The sequence below is a fragment of the Aliamphritea spongicola genome (genome assembly GCF_017051665.1).
In the GTDB taxonomy this organism is placed as follows: domain Bacteria; phylum Pseudomonadota; class Gammaproteobacteria; order Pseudomonadales; family Balneatricaceae; genus Amphritea; species Amphritea spongicola.
This window is the reverse complement of sequence record NZ_JAFIDL010000003.1, coordinates 310339-334756: the sequence shown is the minus strand read 5'-3', so window position 1 is coordinate 334756 and position 24418 is coordinate 310339. Positions and strand designations below refer to the sequence as shown.

At 52.1% G+C, this 24418-nt stretch carries 22 protein-coding genes; 5 read left to right on the top strand and 17 right to left on the bottom strand.

Annotated elements, in window-relative coordinates; genetic code table 11:
* The first annotated feature begins 86 nt into the window (after nt 1-86).
* Nucleotides 87-686: an alpha-ketoglutarate-dependent dioxygenase AlkB gene (locus tag JYB63_RS11525; protein WP_205658375.1), complete on the top strand. Its 600-nt coding sequence runs from the start codon at nt 87-89 to the stop codon at nt 684-686.
* Between the two features lie 7 nt (nt 687-693).
* Nucleotides 694-1431, top strand: coding sequence for an oxygen-insensitive NADPH nitroreductase (gene nfsA / locus JYB63_RS11520; RefSeq protein WP_205658003.1), 738 nt, complete (start codon nt 694-696; stop codon nt 1429-1431).
* Nucleotides 1432-1493: 62 nt separating this feature from the next.
* Here the strand turns inward: nfsA and JYB63_RS11515 are convergent, their stop codons facing one another.
* From JYB63_RS11515 to JYB63_RS11505, 3 genes are all read right to left on the bottom strand, one after another.
* Nucleotides 1494-2999, bottom strand: coding sequence for a fumarate hydratase (locus JYB63_RS11515; protein WP_205658002.1), 1506 nt, complete (start codon nt 2997-2999; stop codon nt 1494-1496).
* A 184-nt stretch (nt 3000-3183) separates the two neighbouring features.
* A complete protein-coding gene (locus JYB63_RS11510) occupies nt 3184-4674 on the bottom strand; it encodes a transporter substrate-binding domain-containing diguanylate cyclase (RefSeq protein ID WP_205658001.1) in 1491 nt (496 codons plus the stop codon).
* Nucleotides 4675-4785: 111 nt separating this feature from the next.
* A complete protein-coding gene (locus tag JYB63_RS11505; RefSeq protein WP_205658000.1) occupies nt 4786-5619 on the bottom strand; it encodes a prenyltransferase in 834 nt (277 codons plus the stop codon).
* Nucleotides 5620-5974: 355 nt separating this feature from the next.
* Between JYB63_RS11505 and JYB63_RS11500 the strand changes: the two genes are divergently transcribed.
* Entirely contained in the window at nt 5975-6451 is a 477-nt protein-coding gene (locus JYB63_RS11500) for a class I SAM-dependent methyltransferase (protein WP_205657999.1), read from the top strand.
* 26 nt (nt 6452-6477) lie between these two features.
* On the opposite strand, the gene JYB63_RS11495 is transcribed toward JYB63_RS11500, so the two are convergent.
* The 13 genes from JYB63_RS11495 to JYB63_RS11435 form a co-directional block, all read right to left on the bottom strand.
* Entirely contained in the window at nt 6478-6729 is a 252-nt protein-coding gene (locus JYB63_RS11495; RefSeq protein ID WP_205657998.1) for a hypothetical protein, read from the bottom strand.
* 41 nt (nt 6730-6770) lie between these two features.
* On the bottom strand, nt 6771-8138 hold the full coding sequence (gene trhP / locus JYB63_RS11490) for a prephenate-dependent tRNA uridine(34) hydroxylase TrhP (protein WP_205658374.1): 1368 nt from the start codon (nt 8136-8138) through the stop codon (nt 6771-6773).
* 50 nt (nt 8139-8188) lie between these two features.
* A complete protein-coding gene (thpR, locus tag JYB63_RS11485; protein WP_205657997.1) occupies nt 8189-8749 on the bottom strand; it encodes an RNA 2',3'-cyclic phosphodiesterase in 561 nt (186 codons plus the stop codon).
* Nucleotides 8750-8873: 124 nt separating this feature from the next.
* Nucleotides 8874-9959: a coiled-coil domain-containing protein gene (locus tag JYB63_RS11480; RefSeq protein WP_205657996.1), complete on the bottom strand. Its 1086-nt coding sequence runs from the start codon at nt 9957-9959 to the stop codon at nt 8874-8876.
* Nucleotides 9960-10137: 178 nt separating this feature from the next.
* Nucleotides 10138-11439: a Xaa-Pro dipeptidase gene (gene pepQ / locus JYB63_RS11475; protein WP_205657995.1), complete on the bottom strand. Its 1302-nt coding sequence runs from the start codon at nt 11437-11439 to the stop codon at nt 10138-10140.
* Nucleotides 11436-12410, bottom strand: coding sequence for a LysR family transcriptional regulator (locus tag JYB63_RS11470; RefSeq protein ID WP_205657994.1), 975 nt, complete (start codon nt 12408-12410; stop codon nt 11436-11438). The genes pepQ and JYB63_RS11470 overlap by 4 nt, the downstream gene beginning before the upstream one ends.
* Entirely contained in the window at nt 12411-13565 is a 1155-nt protein-coding gene (locus tag JYB63_RS11465; protein WP_336510877.1) for a M14 family metallopeptidase, read from the bottom strand. It abuts the gene before it with no gap.
* A gap of 66 nt (nt 13566-13631) precedes the next feature.
* Nucleotides 13632-14660: an ABC transporter ATP-binding protein gene (locus JYB63_RS11460; RefSeq protein WP_205657992.1), complete on the bottom strand. Its 1029-nt coding sequence runs from the start codon at nt 14658-14660 to the stop codon at nt 13632-13634.
* A gap of 1 nt (nt 14661) precedes the next feature.
* Nucleotides 14662-15660, bottom strand: a complete 999-nt coding sequence (locus tag JYB63_RS11455) for an ABC transporter ATP-binding protein (protein WP_205657991.1) — start codon at nt 15658-15660, stop codon at nt 14662-14664.
* A 4-nt stretch (nt 15661-15664) separates the two neighbouring features.
* Complete coding sequence (locus tag JYB63_RS11450) at nt 15665-16618, bottom strand: ABC transporter permease (RefSeq protein WP_205657990.1); 954 nt, start codon at nt 16616-16618, stop codon at nt 15665-15667.
* A 2-nt stretch (nt 16619-16620) separates the two neighbouring features.
* A complete protein-coding gene (locus JYB63_RS11445; RefSeq protein WP_205657989.1) occupies nt 16621-17595 on the bottom strand; it encodes an ABC transporter permease in 975 nt (324 codons plus the stop codon).
* Nucleotides 17596-17757: 162 nt separating this feature from the next.
* Nucleotides 17758-19311 (bottom strand): ABC transporter substrate-binding protein, encoded by a 1554-nt coding sequence (locus JYB63_RS11440; RefSeq protein WP_205658373.1) that lies wholly within the window; start codon nt 19309-19311, stop codon nt 17758-17760.
* 373 nt (nt 19312-19684) lie between these two features.
* On the bottom strand, nt 19685-20368 hold the full coding sequence (locus JYB63_RS11435; protein WP_243431977.1) for an aspartate/glutamate racemase family protein: 684 nt from the start codon (nt 20366-20368) through the stop codon (nt 19685-19687).
* A gap of 139 nt (nt 20369-20507) precedes the next feature.
* On the opposite strand from JYB63_RS11435, the gene JYB63_RS11430 reads away from it, so the two are divergent.
* Both JYB63_RS11430 and JYB63_RS11425 read left to right on the top strand, forming a co-directional pair.
* Entirely contained in the window at nt 20508-21779 is a 1272-nt protein-coding gene (locus JYB63_RS11430) for an NAD(P)/FAD-dependent oxidoreductase (protein ID WP_205657987.1), read from the top strand.
* 282 nt (nt 21780-22061) lie between these two features.
* Complete coding sequence (locus JYB63_RS11425; RefSeq protein ID WP_205657986.1) at nt 22062-23054, top strand: isopenicillin N synthase family dioxygenase; 993 nt, start codon at nt 22062-22064, stop codon at nt 23052-23054.
* 83 nt (nt 23055-23137) lie between these two features.
* On the opposite strand, the gene JYB63_RS11420 is transcribed toward JYB63_RS11425, so the two are convergent.
* Nucleotides 23138-24325: an MFS transporter gene (locus tag JYB63_RS11420; protein ID WP_205657985.1), complete on the bottom strand. Its 1188-nt coding sequence runs from the start codon at nt 24323-24325 to the stop codon at nt 23138-23140.
* Nucleotides 24326-24418: the final 93 nt, after the last annotated feature.

The window sequence follows — 24418 nt, the reverse complement described above, 5'->3', positions numbered from 1 at the left end:
CTCCCTTACATTCACTATAGTCGCTAGTTTTGGTCGCGGCGACGTCGTACACTATTTTTATTAAATGGCCATTTTAGGAAAAAACTATCAACCGCCAGAGTATTCCCGTCAATCACGGGTCCCTTATCCTGATTGAAGATTTCATTCAGCCGGCTGAACAACAGGCGCTGTTCAGCCTGCTTGAGCAGCAGCTCAGCTGGCAACAGGATCAGCTAAAACTGTTTGGCCGGATGGTATCGATTCCACGCCTGCAAAGCTTCCTGGGAGATGCCGGCATTGAATACACCTACTCAAATCTGCTGATGAAAGCCCGTCCCTGGTTGCCGGAACTGCTTAGCCTCAAAGCACAGACAGAAACGGCCAGCCAGTGCAGTTTTAATACCGTTCTGGCCAATCTTTACCGGGACGGACAGGACAGCATGGGCTGGCATAGCGATGACGAACCCGAGTTACGGCGCAATCCAACCATTGCATCCGTCAGCCTGGGCCAGGAAAGACGCTTTCTGCTGCGTCCCAAAGGCAGTAAGAAAGCCAGTATAGAGATTCCCCTGACCGGCGGCAGCCTGCTGATTATGTCCGGCCAGTTACAACACTACTGGCAGCACAGCGTGCCAAAAACCGCCCGTAAAATCGGCCCCCGTATTAATTTAACGTTCCGCCATACCTATTCAAACGGAAATGGATAACATCACTATGAACAGCACGATCGAGTTATTGAAAAGCCACCGTTCTATCCGCAAATTCACCGCAGAGCCGGTACCACAAGCCATGCTGGAAACACTGGTTGAAGCCGGTCAGGCAGCGGCCACCTCAAGCTTTATCCAGGCCTGCACCCTTATTCAGGTGAACAATACCGATAACCGCCGCTTACTGGCCGAATACGCGGGTAATCAGGCCTATGTGGCAGAGGCGCCAGTGTTTATGGTGTGCTGTGCCGATATGCGCCGCTTACAACTGGCCTGTGATCTCAATGATGCGCCGATGCAGTCAGGCTTTACCGAACAGTTTATTACCGCAACCGCCGATGTAGCCCTGTTCAGCCAGAATCTGACCGTTGCTGCGGAGTCTCTGGGGCTGGGCTGTGTGTATATTGGTGGTATCCGAAACAACATTGCCGCTGTCAGTGAACTGCTGAATCTGCCGGAGCTGGTCTACCCGGTATTCGGGTTATGCATCGGCTATCCGGATCAGAACCCGGAAGTAAAACCACGCCTGCCGGTCTCCGTTGTGCTTAAACAGGACAGCTATCAGGATCAGGATGACGGTGGCATCATCAGTGAATATGATCAGGCTGTACGCGAGTACTATCAGACCCGCACCGGCGGCACCAAAGATATGACCTGGAGCGGCCAGATGTCAGGCATGCTGGGTAAAGAAGCCCGTCCGCACATGCTGGATTTTCTGCAGAAAAAAGGCTTCCTGCTGAAATAAGCCGGTAGAAAACATCCACAAAAAAGCCCGCAAATACGGGCTTTTTTCAGTAACAGGCAGTCTTACACCTGTTCAGCAATGATCTGCTTCCACTTGGCTGGGCCAGTGGTGTGTACAGACTCACCGCTGCTATCTACAGCAACCGTTACCGGCATGTCTTTCACTTCAAACTCGTAGATCGCTTCCATGCCCATTTCAGGGAAAGCCAGTACTTCAGCATTGGTAATCGCTTTGGATACCAGATACGCCGCACCGCCAACTGCCATCAGATATACAGCTTTGTTATCACGGATCGCATCAATGGCCACAGGGCCACGTTCAGACTTACCAATCATGCCCAGCAGACCGGTGCTCTCAATCACCTGACGGGTAAACTTGTCCATCCGGGTCGCTGTTGTCGGACCGGCAGGCCCCACTACTTCGTCACGGACCGGATCAACCGGACCCACGTAGTAAATAAAGCGGCCTTTAAGATCAACCGGCAGCTCTTCACCGTTGTTCAGCATCTCAACCATTTTCTTGTGAGCCGCATCACGGCCGGTCAGCATCTTACCGTTCAGCAGGACAGTCTCACCTGGCTGCCAGCTCTGAACTTCTTCAGGAGTAACCGTATCCAGGTTCACCCGACGGGTAGACTCACCCACTTCAAAAGTAATTTCCGGCCACTCATCCAGGCTCGGCGGCGTCAGAACCGCAGGGCCTTCACCGTTGAGGGTGAAGTGTGCGTGACGGGTTGCTGCACAGTTAGGGATCATGCAAACCGGTAGCGAAGCCGCGTGAGTAGGATAATCCTTGATCTTCACATCCAGTACAGTTGTCAGACCACCCAGGCCCTGTGCACCAATGCCCAATGCGTTTACCGCATCCATAATTTCCAGACGCAGTTCTTCAACACGGTTTTGCGGACCACGCTCACGGATTTCATGAATATCGATCGGGTCCATCAGGGATTCTTTTGCCAGCACTGCTGCTTTCTCAGCAGTACCACCAATGCCCAGACCCAGCATGCCCGGCGGACACCAGCCAGCGCCCATGGTCGGTACAGTTTTAACAACCCAGTCAACAATGCTGTCAGACGGGTTCAGCATTACCATCTTGGATTTGTTTTCAGAGCCGCCGCCTTTAGCTGCCACCTGAACATCCACTTCATCCCCTTCAACAATTTCGTAGTGAATCACTGCCGGGGTATTATCTTTGGTATTTTTCCGGGCACCGGCCGGATCAGCCAGAATTGAAGCCCGCAGGACGTTGTCCGGGTGCATATATGCACGGCGAACACCTTCATTCACCATGTCTGTGACACTCATGGTGGCATCCCAGCGAACATTCATACCCACTTTCAGGAATACGGTCACAATACCGGTGTCCTGACAGATCGGCCGGCGACCTTCAGCACACATACGTGAGTTAATCAGAATCTGAGCCATGGCGTCTTTGGCCGCCGGATTCTGTTCTTTCTGGTAAGCGCCGTGAACGCCCTGAACAAAATCAATCGGATGGTAATAAGAGATAAACTGCAGGGCATCAGCAATACTGCTGATAAAATCGTCTTGGCGAATAACGCTCATAGTTGGCTCCGCTATCAGGCTCGGGTTTAACCGGGTAAACATCTGATCGCCGGCTCCGAAGCAGCCGGTAAAGGATCAGGTATTTCCCTGTCATAATTATAAGTGCGCCGATTATACACACATTACGCCTGACAGGCCTCACAACTTAGTCGGATAGATTTATGAAAATCTATTCTCTATGCGCTCATAAAACAATCGGCGGCGACTCCAGCGAGTCAAATGCTTCAACCCGGTTACGGCCTTTTTGCTTGGCACTGTACATAGCCCGGTCGCTGTAACTGAGCAATACTTCCAGGTTTTTATCCTGGCTGGAATGCACCACACCGATACTGATGGTCGATGTTAAATACTCGCCATTACTCAGCGCAATCGGTGTGCTGGCAATGGACTGGCAAATCCGGTTTGCCACATTCATAGTGGTTTGCGGGTCGGTTTCCAGCAGCGCCACAACAAATTCTTCACCGCCAATCCGGCCAAACAGATCGTTTTCCCGCAATACCTGCTGACAGATTCCCACCACCGCTTTCAGTACCTGATCACCGGCGGCGTGACCATAGGTATCATTGATCTGTTTAAAGTGGTCCACATCAAACATCAGCAGCGCCAGCGAAGTGTCATAACGTTCAGCACGGCGTAATTCCTGGCGCAGGCAGTCAAACAGATGGCGTCGATTCATAATGCCGGTCAGCTCATCGGTGGTCGCCAGACGCCGCAGCTTACTCTCCAGTGCCTTACGTTCTTCCAGCTCTTTATTCAGCGCCTGAGTACGTTCACGGACCTGATGCCGCAACATTCGGTTCCAGACAAACACCATGATCGCCAGCAACACAAAAATGCCACCGGCAATCTGCAGCAACAGTTGAGGCGTCAGTATTTCTCCTTCATATCCCAGGTTTATCCAGCGGCGGAAAATCGTGCGCAGCTCATCATCGCTGATACTGTCCAGCCCTTTCTGGATGATAGACACCAGCTCCGGCCAGTCATTTCGCACCGCAAAACGCAGCTGCCAGGCGAAACCGGACTCACCGGCAACCCGGAGATTCGTCAGACCATCACGCTCAATATAAAAAAGTGCCGCCGCATTAGTGGCAATGATGGCATCCGACAGACCGTAAGACACCATACGCAGGCCCGTTTCCAGATCAGGCACTTCCAGCACATCAAGATTCGGGTAATTTTCTTTCACATATTCACTGGATGCATAGCCCTTGATCAGGACAACCTTATGACCATCCAGATCACGCATATTCAGCGGCCCGTCGAGATCCTTACGGACCACAATAACAGCGGGTAAGCGGATATAAGGCCGGGTGAAGCTCATGTATTCCTGGCGCTCCGGCGTGATTGCCGCCGCCCCCCAGACGTCCACATCCCGATTTTTGGCAGCCTCAACCACCTTGTCCCAGTTGGTATACTGAATAACATTCATATCCAGCCCCTGACGTTCTGACATTATCTTCAGAAAGTCTGCGGTGATTCCCCGGTAAATATCATTTTCATCGAAGAATTCAACAGGTGGATAATAGGGTGCCGGGGCAAAGCGGATATCAGGATGTTGTTCCAGCCAGCGCTCTTCTTCCCGGGAGAGCATAAAGGTATCTTCAGCCAGCAGTGTGCCGGAGAGCACCACTCCCAACACAAGCAGCATCCATTTTTTCAGTAGCAAACCAATCAAGCTCAGACCCCTGAGAACTGCAATAAACAGCCTTATATCAGGCTGTTAGAAAGTTATTATTTATTATCCTCCTAAGGTATGGGGGCGATCTGCGCAGGTCAACCGGGATGTTCACAAAGTGGTAAGGTAAAGCAATCCGAAGAGCAGAAAAAAACGGCCAGTGCCCGGTGGCAACTGTTGACGGGCGTGCTGACCTAGACCGACCATCACCAATAATGGGATTCCAAGAGGGGCAGATAAAAGCAGTGGCCAGAAGATCTGCAAATCACCCGTCAGGTACAGCACAAAACAACTGACCACCACCAGTGCCAGCCCCTGTCGGTACAGCCTGACTGCTGCAGCCAGCCCTTCCCGCACCGTCAATGTCCGACAGCCCTGCTTTCGGTCAGCTTCGAAATCCCGGATCTCATTGGCCAGTAACAGCAGACTGGTCAGCAGACTAACAGGGACAGACAACCGTATTATGCTGCCATCGAGCCGGCCGGTGAGAAAATAGTAACTGCCGCACACCATCAGTACCCCCATCAGCCAGAACACCGCGGCCACGGCATAACCACGACGCTTCAGGTTTAGGGGCTCAAGTGTATAACCCAGTGCGCCCAGCATACCGGTTAACACCAGTAACAAGGCAGGCCACCCTCTGAGCAGAACAAAATACAGTGCAACGGCTGAAGCTGCTGCAAAACATACGGCAGCAATGCGGACATTCTTGCGGATCAGCCGGCAACTTTGTGCATCCCCTGCAAGCTGAGGTAAGTCGCTATAATCATTAATCAGGTTAACCCCGGCCTGTAACAGCACCGCGGCACATAGCAGGCTGACGGCCTGTAACCAGTGGATGTCTGCTACGCCAGTCGCTGCCACAGTGCCTGTCAGACAGGTAACCATGGCAACTGCAAATGAAAATGGCCGCAGTGCGCGGCCAGTCCGATACTTTTCTGCCATGGCAATCATTGCAATGTCAGTGTCCCTGTAAGTGTGGTTATCCCAGAAAATCAGGATGCTTCAGCGGCTTTAAACCCCGGTGCATTCAGCAGATTACGCATCAGCAACGCATATTGTATGTCGGCAGCAAAATCTACCGGAATAGCATGTATATCTGTTACAAGATGTCGCCTCAGGCACCCAAACAATACCGCAGCGTCTGGTTCGCTCACGCATCATCTGGCTCATGACGAAGCCGTGCTGCAGTCTACAACAGAATTTATCAAAATTATGCGAAAAGCGTCTATTACTGCTTTAGTAATAAAGTATCAGAGTACATGGTGTCCAAGAGAACCAAAGGATAAAGAATACAGATATGAGCAGATTAGAAAGCATGATACGAAGAATTACTGCGCAAAAAATCGGCCTGGAATGGGGTGTAAAACGAACAAAAGATATTGCAGGCGACTTTGTGGAAATCGGTCTTGGAAATGGTCGTACCTATGATCATTTACGCGAAACGGCGCCTGACAAAAAAATTTGGGTTATCGATCGGGTCTTACAATGTCACCCATCTTGCATTCCACCAGATGGCAGTTTTCTGCAAGGCGAGGTGGATGAAACTATAAAACAAATGAAAAACAATAATATAAGTATTTCCCTCGCGCATTATGACTTGGGAATCGGTGTAGATGATAAAGACGAAGCGGAAGCAGCCGCCTTAAGCCCTCTGATAAAGGCTATCATGGTTGAAGGTGGCCTTCTGATCTCCAGCCAACCACTGGTTGGTTTTACCCAACTCGAAGGTCCGGCAGAAATCCCCGCTGGTCGGTACTACTTTTACAAAGCTTAAAACGTGTCCGCCTGCCAGTTTATTTATCAGTTTTCCAAAGCACCTGTCATCTCAGCAATCATTTCCACATCCATAGATAAACCATGGTTTGCAGACAAAACTGATGACAGATGATAAGTAAAAAATACGCTGCCGGTCGCAACTTTGTCAGCCAAAACACACATCAGCCCCTTGGCCAAATCAGCTGTATGAGCGGCAATGGTATATGTGACCACGCCTATAAATGAAAATGGCCGCAGTGCGCGGCCAGTCCGATACTTTTCTGCCATGGTAATCATTGCAATGTCAGTGTCCCGGTAAGTGTGGTTATCCCGGAAAATCAGGATGCTTCAGCGGTTTTAAACCCCGGCGCATTCGGCAGATTACGCATCAGCAACGCATATTCCATGTCAGCTGCAAAATCTACAGGAATGCGCATGAAGTGACCGGAACCCGGTGCAGTATCCTTCGCTTCGCCCTTAAGGTTTTCCATCTGTTCAAGAGTAAAGGTGTGGTTACCGGACGGCGTCATCAGTTCCAGCTGGTCACCGACGGCAAAGCGGTTTTTCACTTCAACATCGATGGTTCCCTGCTGCTCATCACGGCCGATGATCTCGCCAACAAACTGCTGATGTACACCGACAGAGCTGCCGTTCTCATAGTTCTGATATTCATCATGCACATGACGACGGTAAAACCCTTCGGTATAACCGCGGTTTGCCAGATTCTCCAGGGTATCCATCAGCCCCATATCAAACGGCCGGCCGGCAGCAATGTCATCAATCGCTTTGCGGTACGCCTGAGCGGTACGGGCAACGTAGTAATGTGACTTGGTACGGCCTTCAATTTTCAGGGAATGTACACCCATTTTGGCCAGACGGGGCACGTGCTGGATAGCGCGAAGATCCTTGGAGTTCATGATATAGGTACCATGCTCATCTTCATACGCAGGCATAAACTCACCCGGGCGGGTCTCTTCCTGCAGCAGGTACATCTTATCAGTCGGTTCACCAATGCCCAGGTCAGGCTGAGCAGCCGCAGCCGGATCAAAGTTCTGTACCGGAATCAGATCACCGCTGGCATCCTGTTCCGCTTCATGGGCATCATATTTCCAGCGACAGGTATTGGTGCAGGTTCCCTGATTCGGATCCCGGTGATTAATATAACCGGACAGCAGACAGCGGCCGGAATAGGCAATGCACAAAGAGCCATGCACAAAGACTTCCAGCTCCATTTCAGGGCACTTCTCACGGATTTCTTCGATCTCGTCCAGTGACAGCTCGCGGGAAAGAATAATCCGCTCAACACCGGCCTGATGCCAGAATTTTACACTGGCCCAGTTCATGGTATTACTCTGTACAGACAGGTGAATCGGCACATCCGGCCATTCTTCACGGACCATCATGATCAGGCCGGGATCGGACATAATCAGGGCATCAGGCCCCATTTCAATCACCGGGCGCAAATCATCGATATAAGTTTTCAGCTTGCTGTTGTGCGGCATGATATTGCTCGCCAGATAGAGCTTCTTACCCTGCTGGTGTGCAATGTTGATGCCCTGCTCGAGCTTTTCAAGATTGAAGTCGTTGTTACGCACCCGCAGGCTGTAACGGGGCTGGCCGGCATACACGGCATCGGCGCCGTAGGCAAACGCGTACTGCATATTCTTCAGCGTACCCGCCGGAGAAAGTAATTCAGGCTTAAACATCATAAGTCTCTGCTTAATAGCAGGATGCGCCGGAATCAGCAGAGCTTACATCAGGCCATATCCTGCAAAGGGATTTCAAATAAAGGGGTATAGATCGAACCACGCTCGCCTGGTTTACTTTGGTACAGGATCACTTCGTCTGCCAGGCTGATAAGATCAAGCTCTGGCCAGTGCTCCGGTACATTGAACCGGTTCTCTGCCGGTAAGCGGCCTAACGTGATGTGTGGCTGAAAGTCTTCCTCGGTATAAGCAATGCCCGCTTCTTGAGCAACCTGCATCATCAGTTTATTCAACTGGCTCAGCGCCTGATGTTCAGGACTCATGGCCGCAATCAGCGATAAATGCTTATTAACCGGGTAGTACTGGGAGGTATTAATGTGCACCTGAAAAGAGCGGAAATCCGCAAGATGCTTACCTGCTATCTGTTCCAGACGATCAACCTGCTCGAGACTTATATTCCCCATGAAGCATAGGGTTAAATGATAACATTCTGAATCGACCCAGTTAACCTCTACATGCTTATCAAACTGACAAAGTGTATCAGCATGATCGGCAAGAGAACGGGCAACAGCCCCGGGAAGCGGTAAAGCAAAAAAGGCACGAATTTCCATTACGTACTATTTTCCTTCAGTTAAATGAACCTGACACGGAGGATGTCAGGCTCTGTATTCTTACACAGGGATGACACATTCTCATCACAAAGAGTCATCAAAATGTGTCCCCTGCGTGCGACGTTTACTGCAGGCTTTCCACCTGTAACTGGAGATTATTAAGACGCTGGCGAATCCGCAAAAGTTCCTTGTTCAGTACCAGACGGGAACCGTCTATGGCTTTAACAGCCTGTTCATTGATCTTCACCCGGCGCTCCAGTGACGCAGCAGTTGCACCGCCCTGGTTGCCCTGCGAGCCTAACTGATCGATACGGCGGTTCAGATCTTTACCCTGCTGGGATAAAGCTACCCGCTGCAGCTCCTGACCTTCCGACAAAATCTGATAGTCAGCACTCAAAGCAGCCAGATCAGCCCGCACCTGAGCCAGCTGTTTGCTGTCGGCACCAGTGCTACCGCTGAGTTTCTTGTTCGCTGCCTTAAGTGATTTATCCTGCGCTGCAAGACTTTTTTCCAGGCTCGTCAGCTTGGTGCTGACAGACTTAATCTTCTTATCCAGACCGGCATTTACCCCGGCCAGATCTTTACTCAGTTTATCAATGCCCTGCTGGCTTGAAGCCGCAGACTTATTCACCGCTTCCAGCTCACCACTGAGAGTTTCAATGGCAACCAGACGGGTGGTCAGGGTATCCAGAGATTTAGCCTGCTCCGCTGCACCGGCATTCAGTTTATCCAGCGCTGCGGCTTGTTTAGTGAGCTCCTCAGCAGCCTGTTTATCCACTTTCGCCTGCAAGGTTGTCAGCTGTTCAGCGAGCGCCTGAATTTTCTGATCCGCCGTCGCTGCACGGTTATTTACCCATTCAAGCAAAGACTCATCAGACTGCTCGACACTGCTTTCAGCACTTTTGAGTAACTGTTGTAACTGAACGATCTGACCGGATAAATCTTCAACCTGTTTTGACTGATCAGCCAGTAATGCCTGCTGTTGCTGTATCTGATCCTGCTGCAGCTTTCCCCAGTAACCCAGACCGGCAACCACTGCTGCCAGCAGTAACACCACCATCAGGATAAAGCCCCTACCCTTCTTCGCCTGCTCAGCATTGACAGACTGGGCAATCACGCCTTCACCCAGTTTAGTTTCAGGGGCTTGTTTCACCAGGCTGGGATCAGCCGGTCCGAAACTCGGGACTTCCAGATTATCTTGCTCACGCATCTATATAAGATCCTACAAAAAATGCTCTGTGTGGCCGGTCATTGCCGGTGACACATCAGGGAAACAGACCGGGTACTTTCACCGGTCTGCATATCAGGCCACAAACGGCCCTACATCACTTGCACTATAATATGAGCGCTGCCAGCATCCAAGTCCCGGCGGTACTTAAAAGGTGGTTTTACTGTGCTGCGGCAAACGCATCACGGGTAAAGTTTTCAATACCTTGAGGAGTAATCAGCACATTGTCCTCAATCCGGATGCCACCAAATGGCAGCAGGTGCTCCACCAGTGACCAGTCAATCAGTTCCGCAACCGGCGACTGACGTAAGGTCTGCAACAGGCTGGGAATGAAATACAGACCCGGCTCAACGGTTAACACACTGCCGGCCTCCAGGTCTCCGGCATAGCGCAGGAACGGATGATCCGCAGGCGGTGCCGGCTCAGTACCCAGCTGATCATGCTGCCAGGCGCCCACATCATGTACCTGAATGCCTAACAGATGCCCCAGACCATGCGGGAAGAATACCCGGGTCACGCCCTCTTCCAGCTGAGTATCTGCCGAAGCCCGAACAATGCCAGCCTGCTGTAAAATACCGGCAATCTTACGGTGCATCCCCAGATGCAGGTCCACATAGCTGACACCTGCACGCATGTCGTTCAGCGTATCCAGTTGTGCCTGTTCCATCGCAGCCAGCAAATCAGCAAACACACCGTCTTCAGCGGCATAGGTACGGGTAATATCCGCCGCGTAGCCAAGATAGTTCGCACCGGCATCAATCAGCAAAGTACGGTGCTTATCTGGCAGCGTGCGGTCCTGCCACTGATAATGCAACACAGCAGCATGCTCATTCAGCCCGACAATGTTGTCATAAGGCAGCTGTTTTTCGTTATGTGCGATCGCTGCCAGATACCCCTGATGAATCTCATATTCAGACTCACCGGCACGGAAGCCCTGCTCGGCCCGCAAATGCCCCTTCACCGCCAGAACATTCGCTTCGCGCAAACAGTCATGCTCCCACTCCGACTTCACCCGGCGCACCCGGTGCAACTGCTGAATAAGTGCCTGAGGGTTATGTGTCCAGCTGTCGCGGGCAAACGCCGGCATGTGCTCAGCCACCACGGCAAGATTATCCTGCGTAACCGGAGCAGTATCTTTAATCGCAATCACCTCGAAGGCTTCCGCCCACCAATCTGCAGGCAATTCCGGCGTGACATGCCAGAAATCATCCGCCATCACGAAATACAGAACCGGCTTCTTTCCCGGCTGAATCTGCAACCAGCAGCCCGGGTGCTGGGTCAGAAACGGTAACCAGTGAACAAAGTTCGGATTAGCTTTATAGGTATGTCTGTAATCGTCCTGAAAACGCAGGGACGAACCGCCCGAGCCAATCAGCAAACCGTCGAAACCAGCGTCAGCCAGCAGGCTTTCTGTGGTTTGCTGCAGTCGGTTCAGGTGGGAAAAATAGGCCTGTTGATTCATGAGTTAACCGAAACCTTATGATCGTCGCCCGCCGCCAGCGATACCTTTTCTAAGGGTAGGGTTCGCTGTAAATGGGGCCAGAGTTTTTGTAGTTGTTGATTCTGATTGAGCCGCGAGCGGTACAGCCGGATTTCCACCGGAATATTCCAGCTCTGATCAGCAGCAAAATCGAGACGGTTATAGCGGAAGTTGTCTTCCAGCAAGGTAGTAGGCAACCAGCCCAGACCAAAGCCTTCTTTCACCATGGCCTTCGCACTAACAGAGTTCACGTTTTCATTCATCGTCAGCAGATGCGGTGCCGGCTCACGGCGTTGCAGGAAGCTGCGTATTACTGGCTTTAGAAAGGCATTATCGTGGTAACCGATAAACGGTACCGGGTGACGCTTGCTACCGGGTAACTGATACAGAGGTTTACCCTCGTCATCCAGCGCCGTCACCGGCACCAGCTGTTCCTGGCACACCAGAATATGTTCAAAACGCTCATCAGCCAATGGCTGTAAAAAGTCGATAGTCGGGTGCCAGTAACACAACACCAGATCACATTCGTTGTTACTCAGCGCCTCAACAAAATCCACGCCCATCCAGGTGGTGGATTTCAGGTTGTGCACCATATCAACATCAAGATCATCGGCCAGTGGCATCAGCCAGGATTTCCAGAACCCCAGACACAGGGACTGGGTAGCCGCGAATGTCAACCGGTTACTCTGTTGCTCAAGAATATCCTTACAGCGGCTTTTAGCATCATGATGAATACGGGAGATCTGTTCCGCTGAGGCGAGAAACACTTCCCCCGCTGCCGTTAACGACAGCGGCAGTGTATTACGGTCGATGAGCGTCACGCCCATCTCCTCTTCCACCAGTTTAATCCGGCGACTCAGGGTCGGCTGGGTAACATTACGGTCATCCGCGGCACGGGAAAAATTCCGCGTACGCGCCAGGGCGATAAAATCTTCCAGCCAGCGAATTTCCATTTAGCAGGCATCTCCGGACGCAGCCCGGTCACGGCTCTGTAACCAGTCAGCAATCGGGTCTAACAAGCTGGCACCTAACTTCGCAGAACGGCCGGCTGACCAGCCCTGCACCGGATCCGGCTGCAGGTCATAATCTTTAAACGGCATTTCCAGCGTCATAGCCGGACAGTTATGATGCTGGCCTACCCAGTTAGAACACATGGTCAGAGTTTCTTCACCGAAGACGCCCGGCTCATAACCCCTTTCCATCTGGAAGTCAGGATTAGCCGTCATCAGCACTTCCTGGAAACGCTGCTCTGCCGCCAGAATCGCCTCAGAAGTATCCGGAATGCCTTCCTGACCGGCAATGAAATTACATGGCAAGGCTTCGTCACCGTGGATATCCAGGTGCAGATCTACGCCGGTCAGAGCCATTTGCTGCCGTACCAGATACACTTCAGGGCTCTGTTCCATGGACGGTGTCATCCACTCCCGGTTGAGGTTCACCCCGGCTGCATTGGTCCGTAAATGCCCCCGGACGGAACCATCCGGATTCATATTCGGCACTACATAAAACACCAACTGCTGACTCAGACGGCGAGCCTGTGCATCGTCATTATCAAACAGACGCTCCAGAAAGCCTTCCACCAGCCACTCGGCCATGGTTTCGCCGGGATGTTGCCGGGCAGTTACCCAGACAGCAGCTTTAGCCACCGCCGGATTACCGACCACCAGCAAATCCAGATCACGACCATCCAGGGTTTGCCCCAAGCGGACACTGCGACAATTGTCGTGCTGTTCCGCCCAGGCAAGCAAATCCAGATGACGTTCATAGCTATACGGTGCAAAGTACGCGTAATACAGGCTATTGGTTTCCGGCTGGTGCTCAATCACCAATTCACCGTTTTCATAACGGGTCGGTACCCGGAACCAGTGCTCCCGGTCATAGGAAGCCACAGCCTGATAATCTTCCCAGCCATCCACATAGGCGGCCTGGCCGGCATTCAGCAAACGCATACGCAGCGGCTGGCCGGCAGCGCCCTGAACACGATAAAAAAACCACTGAAAAAAATCAGACTGATGATCCTTACGGATATTCAGCTGAATATCCGCAGGGTTACGCTGATCCACCACCTCAATATTACCCGCGTCAAACGCGCAGCTAACGGTAAGCATAATCATTATTCTCTTTGGCTAGGCTCGAATGTGATATACGTACTTAAGAATAAGTATTATGACGTATTAATCGATACGCTGCTCTTCTACGGCGTGACACGCAACCTTAATGCCACCATCTGTTGATATAAGTTGGGGCTTTTCTTCCCGGCAACGGTCATTCGCGTAAGGACAGCGGCCATGGAATACACAACCGCTTGGCAGATTCACCGGTGTGGAAACCTCACCCTGCAGCTTGATGTGATTCGGACGGTCGTCCGCCAGTTTCGGAATCGCAGACAACAGCGCCTTGGTATACGGGTGCCGTGGCTGATCAAACACCGTATGGCTATCACCGATTTCACACAGCGTTCCCAGATACATTACCGCCACCCGGGTACCGAAGTGTTCCACCACGGATAAATCGTGGGTGATGAACATATAGGTCAGATCGCGCTGTTCCTGAGCATCCATCATCAAGTTCAGTACCTGCGCCTGAATGGATACGTCCAGTGCCGAAATAGGCTCATCCGCCACAATGAATTCCGGGTCGACAGCCAGAGCACGGGCAATACTGATCCGTTGCCGCTGACCACCGGAAAATTCGTGTGGGAAACGCACGCCCCAGCTCGGATCAACCCCTACCGAGTGCATCACCTCATGCACCTTGTCCCGAACTTCCATCCGGGACCACTTAGGGTTGTGGAATTTCACCGGCTCAGACAGGGTTTCGGTAATTGTCATCCGCGGGTTAAGCGACGCAAACGGATTCTGGAAGATCATCTGCATCTTCTTGCGGTATGGCAGCATCTGCTGGGCAGAGAGATTATCAATCCGCTGACCATCATAGCTGACAGAACCGCCGCTGGGTTCCAGCAGCCCCATCACCGTACGGGCAACTGTCGACTTACCACAACCGGACTCACCCACCACGCAGAGGGCTTCACCTTTGTAGATATCCAGATCCACACCGTTAATGGCATGAACAAATTCCTGATGGCGTTTAATCTTGCCACCTTCAAAACGCAACTGATCCAGAAAATCACCGGAAATAGAGAAGCGTTTGTACAGGTCCCGGACCTGCAGCAATGACTGCTTTGATTCTTGTGCTGACACCTTATGCTCCCCCTTCCTGCGCCTTGTTCTCAGACTGCGCAACCATCTCTTCAACCATGTGGCATGCCACCAGACATCCGCCGGAACGGGTAAACTCCGGAATCACCCGGCAACGCTCCGTGGCATAGTCACAACGGTTACTGAACGCACAACCTTTCGGGATCGCCTGCAGGGTCGGCATTGAGCCGCGAATCTGCTGTAAACGCTCACCGCGTACGCCCATCTGTGGCAGGGCATTAATCAGCCCCTGGGTATAAGGATGCTGAGCATCATTGATAATTTCTTTGGTTGGCCCCTGCTCGATTACCCGGCCGGCATACATCACCATGGTGCGCTGGGTAACCTGGGAAACCACCCCGAGGTCATGGGTAATCAGGATCAGGGCAACGTTGTTACGCTCACACAGTTCCAGCATCAGTTCCATGATCTCCGCCTGAATGGTCACATCCAGTGCAGTGGTTGGTTCATCAGCAATGATCAGATCCGGGTCCATCAGCAGGCCAATCGCAATGACGATCCGCTGACGCATACCGCCTGATAATTCATGGGGGTACTGATCCAGACGTTTTTCCGGTGACGGAATCTGCACCTGCATCAGTTTCTGCAGGGCAATCTTACGGGCTGCCGACTTGCTGATCTCACGGTGGGCCAGCAAACACTCAACCATCTGATCACCGATGGTCAGCACCGGGTTCAGGGTCATCATCGGATCCTGGAAAATCATCGCGATACGGTTACCACGGATGGTACGCATATCTTTGTCTTCCAGATTCTGCAGGCTTTTACCTTCAAAACGGACATCACCACCGGTAATCCGGCCCGGCTGGGAAATCAGGTTCAGAATAGAGAACCCCAATACTGACTTACCCGCACCGGACTCACCCACAACACCGATTCGCTCGCCGCGTTCCAGAGTAAAGTTGATATCCCGCAGTGCCTTTACGGCGCCGCTGCGCAGACCAAAGCTGACTTCTAAATTTTTAACTTCTAATAATGCCATTGGCTTACCCCTTATAAAGCTTCGGGTTCAGAACATCACGCAGCCAATCGCCCAGTAAATTCATTACCAGCACCAGCACCACTAACACCACACCCGGAATCACCGTGATCCACCAGATACCGGAGAAGATAAATTCAAAACCACTGGAGATCAGCGACCCCAGTGACGGCTGAGACACCGGCATACCCAGCCCCAGGAAGGACAGCGCGGCCTCAGAAATAATTGCGTTTGCCACCTGCACCGTTGAGATAACCAGAATCGGCGACAGGGTGTTCGGCAGAATGTGACGGAACATAATCCGCGGTGCCCGCAGGCCCATGACCCGGGCAGCATCCACGTATTCTTTTTCTTTTTCAGCTAGTACAGACGCCCGCACCGTCCGCGCATACTGCGGCCATTCCGCAATACCGATTACCAGAATCAGCATCACCATCGCCAGATCCTGATACAGCTGCGTACCGAAGGTTGCCTGGAAAACCGCCAGTACAACAATGGCAACCATCATGGTTGAGAAAGACAGCTGTACGTCGGCCATCCGCATCAGCAGGCTGTCTACTTTACCGCCCACATAACCGGCCACCAGACCGATACAGATACCCAGTAAGGCCTGCAGCAGTACCGCACAGATACCGATTGTCAGGGATACCCGGGTGCCGTAAAGAATGGTTGACCACAGATCACGGCCCTGGGCATCAGTACCCAGCCAGAAATCTGATTCGCCTTCTTCCTGCCAGCTCGGTGGCAGCTCAGAATTCATAATATCAATACTGGCCGGATCATACGGATCAAACGGTGCCAGCAGTGGCGCCAGTAACGCCATCAGTACGTAGGCGACGAATACCATGAAGCTCAGCTGAGCCACACGGTCAATTTTAAAACTGTGCCAGAAATGCGATTTCACAAATCGCTGCATCATAGTTGGCGCTTCATCCGCCAGTGCAGAAGATGTCTGAGTCATGATTATTTGCCCCCAAACAGTTTCACGGTTGGGTTAACCAAACCATAAATCAAATCAACAATGGTGTTGGTGATGACGAAAATCGCACCAACAACGATTAAGTAAGCAACGATCAGCGGCGTATCCACCCGATTTACCGCTTCCAGGAACAGGAAGCCCATACCCGGCCACTGGAATACCGTTTCAGTCAGAATGGTATAAGCCACCATGGTACCGATCTGCACACCGCCGACGGTGATTACCGGCAGCATGGTATTTTTCAGGGCATGCAAAAAGTAAATACGGGTAGGTGAAAGGCCTTTCGCCCGGGCAAATTTCACGTATTCAGACTGCAATACTTCCATCATTTCCGAACGGATCAGACGGATAAACAACGGCAGCATGATCGACGCCAAGGTGATACATGGCAGCACCAGATGCACCAGTCCGTCAGCAGTCGCAAACGCCGTATCCCAGCCAAAGATATGGCCCACTTCGCCACGGCCGTATGACGGCATCCAGCCAAGCTCGATAGAAAACAGATAAATCAGGCCAATGGCTGTCAGGAATACCGGAATCGAAATCCCCACAGTACTGAGGCCCATGACCACTTTGGAAAACCAGCTGCGGGGCTTAATGGCAGCATATACCCCCAGCGGTACAGAAAAACCGATAATGATAATGGTGGCACCAAACACCAGATCCAGTGTGGCCGGCAGTTTGGCAAGAATCACCTGCAGGGCAGGTTCTTTAAAAAAGTAAGATGTCCCCAGGTCACCCTGGACAGCATTCTCAGCAAACCGAAGATAACGTTCCAGAAACGGGTCATTAAGTCCCAGCTCATCACGAAGCGCCTGACGTTCCTCTTCTGATACCGACTGCCCCACCAGTTCCCGTAGCGGGTCACCGAGGTTGTCCTGTATCGAAAAGCTGATGATGCTGATAACAAACATCACCACGATAGCTTGTGCTAAGCGTTTGATTAAAAAAGCGAACATAGAATTCAGCCTGCAAACATAAGTATTTCCGTTCGGGCATAAGCATGCCGTCCCGGCTAGCGAGTAGTTATAATTCAGTAGTTTATCTGATCAGGAATGGAGGGCTCAATTCAATTGGCGAACTGAGCCCCCGGTTGCAGCCCGAAGGCTGCAGAGAGCGATTTAGCGCTTGATTACCAGGTCACCCAGGTAAGGGAAGTTCATCTTGTTAACAACCGGCTCGATCTCTACACCTTTAGCAGATGCCCACGCCAGATTCTGCCAGTGCAGTGGGATGAAAGCAGCGTCATCGTACAGCATCTGTTCAATCTGCTGCATCAGTTCAGCACGCTTGGCCGGATCGGTTTCAACGTTAGCCTGCATCATCAGCTTGTCAGCTTCAGGGTTACAGTAGTTACCGCTGTTGTACTGACCCAGACCGCTATCAGCATCCGGACACGCAGACAGGAACTCATAGAAGTTGTTGGAATCTTCGGTATCTGCATGCCAGCCGATCATCATGATGTCTGCTGCACGCTCATCGAAGGTTGGCCAGTACTGCGCTTTAGGCATAGTTTTCAGGTCAACAGTGATGCCGATCTTAGCCAGCATAGAAACAACTGCCTGAGCGATTTTTTCATCGTTCACGTAACGGTTGTTTGGCGCCATCATGGTCAGAGACAGACCATTTTCGTAACCGGCTTCCTTCATCAGCTCTTTAGCTTTCTTCAGGTCGTAACGCGGCTTCAGATCCGGGTTGTAACCCAGGTAACCTTCAGGGCTCATCTGGCCAGCAGGTGTTGCGAAACCACGCATGATCTTCTTAACGATACCTTCGTTGTTAATCGCATGAACGATTGCCTGACGAACACGAACGTCTTTCAGTGCTTCAACACGGTTCTGGTTCATCTGGAAGGTGATGATACGGGTACCCGGCATGGTTACCAGATCTACCTTATCGTTACCGTCGATACGCTTATGATCGGTTGGCGGTACCGGCATGATGAAGTCAACGTCACCGGACAGCAGCGCTGCAACACGGGTTGGCGCTTCTTTGATCGGCGTCAGGATGATCTTATCAACGTTACCTTTGGAATCTTTATCCCAGTAATCAGCGTTACGGGCAAATTCAGTACGTACGCCCTGCTCACGGGAAACAACAGTGAACGGACCGGTACCGGAAATGTTACGTGATGCGAAAGAGTTACCGTGCTTAACCAGCATGTCTTTGGCATTACCGTTTTCATCCTTACCGGAGTAGAACTTGCTGTCCATCGGGAAGATGTACGTTGCGTTGTTCAGTACCAGCGGGAACGGCTCTTTAGTCACCAGATCAAACGTCAGATCGTCAACAACATTCACACTATCGAATGCAGCAAAGATGCCTTTGAAGTCCGGAGAGTTTTTCAGACGTTCAAACGTAAACTCAACGTCTTTAGCAGTCAGCGCATTACCGGAATGGAACTTTACGCCGTCACGCAGCTTGAAACGAACGGTTTTATCATCAACACGTTCCCAGCTTTCAGCCAGACGCGGTTCAAAGCCCAGGTTGCGGTCCCAGCGAATCAACGGGTCAAATGCCATGTGGGAAAGCTGCAGCATACCGCCGGAAAGCTGCTCGTGAATATCAAGCGTTACCGGGTCAGCATCATATGCCATCTTCAGGGTTTCAGCCTGCAGCGCAGTTGCAGACATACTGAGCAATGCACCGGCAAGTAAACTTGCTGTTCTCTTCATCATGGGAAAAAATCCTATCAAGGTTTCGTTGTTATTCTTATGGAGCCGACCACCGACTCCGTGGGGTTAGCCCCTTCTTGTCTAGCAATACAGCCTAACCAAGCCCCTGATTTTCACCAATCGAAATACTAACTACCCCTATACAGGATACGTATGTCCCCCCTATGCATGATACGTATACGCATCCCGTATACGCTTTGTGAATACCCCTGGATGAAATAAATAAAATAATGGAATCAATAATATAGAGAACAGAGACATGCGGAAGAGTAACCGCAGTCCCTGCCGGGTCCGGCATCTGATCAGCGGACAATAAAGTGGAAAAAACTTTTCACATAGAAGAGAAATGTATCGTTAACACTCACCCAAATCCTTACAAGTGAGCCTTTCTGACCCAGTTAATCGCCGTCATAAGGTCATACACAGGCAACCCGGTATGCCGCTTAATCGCCCCCCGGTAAGGGGATAAATTGGTGCACTCCAGCACCACTACTTTCATATCAGGCTGGCGCTGACGCAGAGCATCCACAGCCATTAAAACATCCTGCTCCGCCAGCCCGGCATCCAGTTCGGTTTCATCCTGGCTGATAACCCGGTGAAGCTCCTTTCCATGCTCAATACCGCCGATACAGATCTGGTCATCAAACCAGCCATTAAAATGCAGTTCAGTCAGCTTACGGCTGTCGAAGGTCAGTACACCGATTTCCGCCGGGCCGTAGACCGTGCGCAGAAAAGGCATCAGCACCAGCGAGCTGGCTATCACCGGTACCCAGTAGCGTGCTGCCAGCGCATCCTGCATGCAACTGAGAAAACCGCAGGACGTCACCAGCAGATCAATGCCCTGTGCCTGTAACTCATCACCGGCCTCTAACAGAACCTGCTGTAAGGTTGCTTCCGGCGCTTCACTGCCAACTACATTATCCACCCGGGCCGCATCCACCCGTCGGATAATCACCTCACAAGGCAATGAATCCGGATTACCAATATCGCCGGGTAAACGGGGAAACCGGGTGTTCAGCATGAGCACCCCCACTTTAAAATTATCCACTTCTGCCATCACTCGATTTAAAACCTGCCTGACCCAACCATTTCGATATCAGAGATACTAGGTGATCCCAAAAAAACTGTATACAATACTGTAGACCAAAACGTCTACCATAATTATAACGCTAAAGACCGGAAGATACGCTCATCTCATGCTGCAAGATCAAGCTCCGAATTCCACCGACCATAAGCCCTCAGTCTGCGTACTGGGCGCCGGCATTGTTGGCGTCAGCTGCGCACTGGAACTGCTGCGGCAGGGCTACCGGGTAACACTGCTCGACCGCAGTGAAGAGGTTATCGAAACCTCCTACGGTAACGCCGGCGTGCTGGCCACCAGCTCGGTACTGCCCATGAACAATGCCCGGTTGTGGAAAACCCTGTTACCGATGCTCGCGGGTAAATCCCCTTCCCTGCATTATCAGACCGGTTACCTGCTGCGCAACTGCAGCTGGATGATACGCTTCATGACCCATGCCAATGAAGCATCTGACAGCTACCGGATCACCGCACTGAATGCGCTGGTGCGCAAAAGTATTCAACTGCATCAGCAGTGGCTGACACAGGCAGACAGTCAGCAGCGTCTGCGACCTACCGGCTGGCTGAAACTCTACAGAACCCCGGAGAGCTTTAATGCTGCCGGTTATGAGCGCCGCATGCTGCAGAAGGCCGGAGTCGATATGCAGGTACTCAGCACCGAAGAGCTACAACAGCTCGAACCGGGGCTTCAGCAAACCTATCACCGGGCAACCTGGATAAAAGATGCAGCCAGTGTGGACAACCCCGCGCAGGTAACCCTTGCCTACCGCAAACTCTTCATTGCCGCCGGCGGCCAGTTCCGGGTTGCCGATATCAGCAACGTTTCAAAGACATCGCAGGGGTTTGAGTTATCCACCGCAGATAGTCAGTTCAACTTTGAAAAGCTGGTGATCGCGCTGGGCCCCTGGAGCAATGACCTGTTATCAAAACTGAACTGCAAACTGCCTATGGCCTATGAGCGGGGCTACCGTCAGCATTTCAGCAGCACGACAGAGCAACCACTCAGCCGGCCCGTGCATGATGTGGATGGCAGTTATGTACTCACGCCCATGGAACAGGGCTACCGAATCACCTCGGGTGTTGAGCTGAAAGAGCGGGACGCCCCGCCCAGCCCGAATCAACTGGAAGCTGTTATCCCCAGCGCTCGTCAGGCCTTTCCGCTGGGCCAGCCTCTTGATAAGCCCTGGCTGGGACGGCGGCCAACCTTGCCGGATGCCCTGCCAGCTATCGGAGAAGTTAAGCAATGTCCGGGGCTCTGGCTGGCAACCGGTCACCATCACATCGGCTTCAGTACAGGCCCGGCAACCGGACAGCTGATCGCACAGCTTATGTCGGAACAGGACACCGACATTGCCCCACAGGCTTTCAGTCCAAACCGCTTCTTCTGACATGCCTCAGCAGGATACTCCCTGCTGAGTCATTCCCCTTCCCTCCTGCATTCATTCTTCCGCCCCGACACGCATATTCGTTGCCTCACAGCTAATTAGGTAAATCTCTCAGGTAATCGGTAAATTGAGGCGTTCTGGCTATTCAAAAACTGTATACAGATTGGTATAAAGTAATATATTCAATAGTCGGCACAGCATTATTCTGCGCCGTTCATAATAAAAATATCCGGCGCAGGCATACTGTTTTCTGCATGTGTGCGTCTGATTTCGGGACCACTGCATATGCAAGCGAACAATCAGGATTACGCTGCCGCCAAAGCTTTATCACTGGAAGACATTCCCGTGATCGACTTTGCCCCGCTGATTCAGAACGGCGATATCGAAGCCGTTAGCCACCCACTCATGGAAGCAGCACTGAATACCGGCTTTTTCTATATCAAGAATCACGGTATTGATCAGCGGCTGATCGACAATGCACTGGAAACATCGAAAGAATTTTTCCGCCTGCCTGCCGAGCAAAAACAGCAAGTGGCGGTAAATACCTCCCAGCGGGGCTGGCTGGCACCAGGCATGGCAACGCTGGAAGGCGCCAAAACCCACGACCTGAAAGAAATTTTCTTTACCGGCCCGGAACAGTGGTCAGATGCGCTGATCGCCAAAAAAGCCCAGATTCCTCTGATCGCCGATAATCTGTGGCCAGAGTTTTATCCGGCCCTGAAAGACAACGTGGTGCCTTATTATGACGCCGTCTGCCAGCTTGGCCATCAGGTTCTGAAAGCCATTGCGGTTGGCATGGGTGAGGAATCCGACTTTTTCGCCAAACGCTATACCAGCCCACTCGGCCGGGGACAGTTAGTCTACTACCCGCGCTCCAGTTCAGAAGATGAAGCACAGGAACGTTTCGGTGCGGCCGCCCATACGGACTTTGGGGTTATCACCCTGTTACTGCAGGACAACAACGGCGGCCTGCAAGTACTGAACAAACAGGATGAATGGGTCGAAGCTCAACCAATTGAGGGTACCTTTGTCTGCAACATTGGCGACCTGCTGCACCGCTGGACCAATAACCACTTGTCTTCCAACCTGCACCGGGTGATCAACCGGTCCGGCAACGAACGCTTCTCCATGCCAATCTTCTTTGACCCGGATCCGGATGCCATCATCGATTCCCGGGACTTTAAAAAACTGGCGAATGAAGAAGCTAAATACCCAGCGGTATCCGTTGCCGATTACATCGACAGTAAAAACCGTAAAGCCTTCGCGCAATACAAATAAACACTCACCCTGCGGTACCGCCGCAGGGCTTTCAATATCTGAAGGCCGGCATCAGCTGACAGTCAGTCGTTACCTCCCTGCCTTCAGACAGCCTGCTCAGGCTCAGGGTTATCTCTTTCATGCCGGCGCCGTACCAGATAAAAACTCAGCGGAATCAGCAAGCTCACACCAAACAGCAACCACAGATAACTATCATAAGAACTGCCCAACAACCACAATGCAGCCCCGACCAAAGGCGCGACCGCCTGGGCAAGATTATAGGGTGCCGTCAGCAAAGCGTTCACCCGCCCATACGGCTGATCAGGAAAATAGTCGATAATCACAATCCCTTTCACGATGATCAAACTGCCACCGAGCAAACCGTAAAAAACGATGATCACCACCCATAACGGCACAACTGCACTGCTTAAATACATCGCCAGTAATACCAGCGGCTGAAACAGGGTCAACATGACGGCAGCACCTGTGGCGGCCCTGGAGCGCAGTAACAGCATTAACCATATGCGGCCGGCCACCTGAACCGGTCCGAGCATCGCCACCAGCCAGATTGCGGTCGCAACGCCTAACTGCTTTTCCAGCAAAATCGCAAACAGATGAAAATTCAGCCCGGCCTGTATCAGTCCGTAACCTACAAACGCAACGACCAGATACCAGAACACACTGAGCCTGAGCACTCCGCTCTCTTTATGGGTCACGGGCCCCCGAACCCGGGGCAGCTTTTCAGGTGGTTTCAGCAGCCAGAAATAAATACCCGGGGCAATCAGCACATAGGTCAGCCCTAAAACAGACATCGCCAGACGCCAGCCGAAAGTATCAATTAACAACTGGGTGTACGGCATAAAGACCAGACTGGCAAACCCCGCCCACAGAGTCAGCCGCGGGATTATGTAGCGGGCCTGCTCCACACCGAAACAAAAGGTCACACAGGCAAACAACGGTTCATACAGGCTGGCGGCCAGCGCCATCCCCATCAGCACGTACAGTACGTATAACTGCCAGATCGCATCCACCTGTGACAGGCCACCAAGCACGCCGGCACCTAACAGTCCCCCCAGGCACATCACCGCCCGGCCGTAGCCCAGATCAATCCACCGCCCCACCGGATAAGCACTGATAGCAGCCACCGCCATTGCCACACTGCCGGCGGCATATACTTCAAATCTAGACCAGCCATACTCAGCCAGCAAAGCTTCTGCCAGCATGGGAAAGCTATACAGCAGACAGCCCCAGGCGCTCATCTGCGCCCCCCCCAGCCAGACGACTCTCAGCACGGCTTACATCCTGATTTTTCAGTCCGCCAATTTCTCAGCGCCCCCGACAAGATCATTTTTCACACCTGTATTCACTGTTCCCATCACACCCGG

Bases quoted from the DNA above. Each gene is read 5' to 3' on its own strand.
- nfsA (WP_205658003.1), top strand. From the start codon at position 694: ATGAACAGCACGATCGAGTTATTGAAAAGCCACCGTTCTATCCGCAAA.
- JYB63_RS11515 (WP_205658002.1), bottom strand. From the start codon at position 2,999: ATGAGCGTTATTCGCCAAGACGATTTTATCAGCAGTATTGCTGATGCC.
- JYB63_RS11505 (WP_205658000.1), bottom strand. From the start codon at position 5,619: ATGGCAGAAAAGTATCGGACTGGCCGCGCACTGCGGCCATTTTCATTT.
- JYB63_RS11500 (WP_205657999.1), top strand. From the start codon at position 5,975: ATGAGCAGATTAGAAAGCATGATACGAAGAATTACTGCGCAAAAAATC.
- JYB63_RS11495 (WP_205657998.1), bottom strand. From the start codon at position 6,729: ATGATTACCATGGCAGAAAAGTATCGGACTGGCCGCGCACTGCGGCCA.
- trhP (WP_205658374.1), bottom strand. From the start codon at position 8,138: ATGTTTAAGCCTGAATTACTTTCTCCGGCGGGTACGCTGAAGAATATG.
- thpR (WP_205657997.1), bottom strand. From the start codon at position 8,749: ATGGAAATTCGTGCCTTTTTTGCTTTACCGCTTCCCGGGGCTGTTGCC.
- JYB63_RS11480 (WP_205657996.1), bottom strand. From the start codon at position 9,959: ATGCGTGAGCAAGATAATCTGGAAGTCCCGAGTTTCGGACCGGCTGAT.
- pepQ (WP_205657995.1), bottom strand. From the start codon at position 11,439: ATGAATCAACAGGCCTATTTTTCCCACCTGAACCGACTGCAGCAAACC.
- JYB63_RS11470 (WP_205657994.1), bottom strand. From the start codon at position 12,410: ATGGAAATTCGCTGGCTGGAAGATTTTATCGCCCTGGCGCGTACGCGG.
- JYB63_RS11465 (WP_336510877.1), bottom strand. From the start codon at position 13,565: ATGCTTACCGTTAGCTGCGCGTTTGACGCGGGTAATATTGAGGTGGTG.
- JYB63_RS11455 (WP_205657991.1), bottom strand. From the start codon at position 15,660: ATGGCATTATTAGAAGTTAAAAATTTAGAAGTCAGCTTTGGTCTGCGC.
- JYB63_RS11450 (WP_205657990.1), bottom strand. From the start codon at position 16,618: ATGACTCAGACATCTTCTGCACTGGCGGATGAAGCGCCAACTATGATG.
- JYB63_RS11445 (WP_205657989.1), bottom strand. From the start codon at position 17,595: ATGTTCGCTTTTTTAATCAAACGCTTAGCACAAGCTATCGTGGTGATG.
- JYB63_RS11440 (WP_205658373.1), bottom strand. From the start codon at position 19,311: ATGAAGAGAACAGCAAGTTTACTTGCCGGTGCATTGCTCAGTATGTCT.
- JYB63_RS11435 (WP_243431977.1), bottom strand. From the start codon at position 20,368: ATGGCAGAAGTGGATAATTTTAAAGTGGGGGTGCTCATGCTGAACACC.
- JYB63_RS11430 (WP_205657987.1), top strand. From the start codon at position 20,508: ATGCTGCAAGATCAAGCTCCGAATTCCACCGACCATAAGCCCTCAGTC.
- JYB63_RS11425 (WP_205657986.1), top strand. From the start codon at position 22,062: ATGCAAGCGAACAATCAGGATTACGCTGCCGCCAAAGCTTTATCACTG.